General features: G+C 63.9%; 2 protein-coding genes. One reads left to right on the forward strand and one right to left on the reverse strand.

The window, feature by feature from the left end; all coding sequences use genetic code 11:
- A partial coding sequence (locus tag AC1D1P_RS24145; protein ID WP_477674764.1) for a Bug family tripartite tricarboxylate transporter substrate binding protein occupies window positions 1–875 on the forward strand: 875 nt, incomplete at its 5' end.
- Window positions 876–958: 83 nt separating this feature from the next.
- Here the strand turns inward: AC1D1P_RS24145 and AC1D1P_RS24150 are convergent.
- Window positions 959–1,065: acyl-CoA-binding protein (locus AC1D1P_RS24150; RefSeq protein WP_477674765.1), on the reverse strand; the 107-nt coding region annotated here is incomplete at its 5' end.

Consider the following 1,065-nt stretch of genomic DNA (forward strand, 5'->3'; position numbering starts at 1 on the left):
CACTCATTGTTCCCACGGCGGCCGGTGGCACCACCGACATTGCGGCGCGCATGCTGGCCGAGCCCTTGGGCAGGATTCTGCAAACCTCGGTGGTCGTGGACAACCGCGGCGGCGGCAACGGCAACATCGCCGGCCAGATGGTCGCGCGAGGCCCGGCCGATGGCACCAGCCTGCTGGTGCAGTACTCGGGCTACCAATGCATCACGCCGCTGATCCAGCCGGTGCCCGGCTTTGACCCGGCGACCAACCTCAAGCCGCTGGGCCATTTGATTGACGCGCCGCAGCTGCTGGTGGTACGCGGCAACTTTCCCGCCGACAACTTTGTGGACTTCATCAAGTACGTCAAGGCCAACCCCGGCAAGGTCAACTATGCATCCAGTGGCAACGGCTCGCTGCAGCATGTGACGACCGAGCTGCTCAAGGACCTGACCAAGACTTTCATGGTGCACATCCCCTACCGCGGTACGGGCCCGGCGCTGAACGACCTGCTGGCCGGCACGGTGGACTTCACCATCACCACACCGCCGCCGCTGCTGCCGCACATCCGCGCAGGCAAACTCAAGGCGCTGATGGTGACCGGCCGCACGCGCCTGGCCGCGCAACCCAATGTGCCGACCGCCATCGAGACCGGCGTGCCGCTGGTGGCATCGTCGTGGTTCGCGGTCTACGGGCCGACAGGACTGTCCGCCGACCTGCAAGGCCGACTCTCGCTGGCCATCAAGCAGGTGGTGGAGTCGGAAGGCTTCAGGAAGCGCGCCGAAGAGCAAGGCGCGAAAGCGGTTGTGATGAGCGGCGCCGAGCTGGCTACCCTGGGTGACAACGAGCGCAAGATGTGGGGCCGGATCGTGAAACTGGCGAACATTAAAGCCGACTGAAGTCTTTAATAGCCAGCAAAAAGCGGCACAGCCCCGGTGCAAATCGCGCCGGGACTGTGCCGCTTTTTTTGTGGAGGAGAGTCTTAGCTCAGATCGGCGATCAAATCGATGTACTGCTGCATTGCATCGTCCTGCGAGGTGCCCTTGAGGCTGTTCCAGGCGTCCCACTTGGCGCGGGCCACCATGTCAC

The sequence above is a fragment of the Polaromonas sp. P1_E1_2 genome (assembly GCF_056406035.1).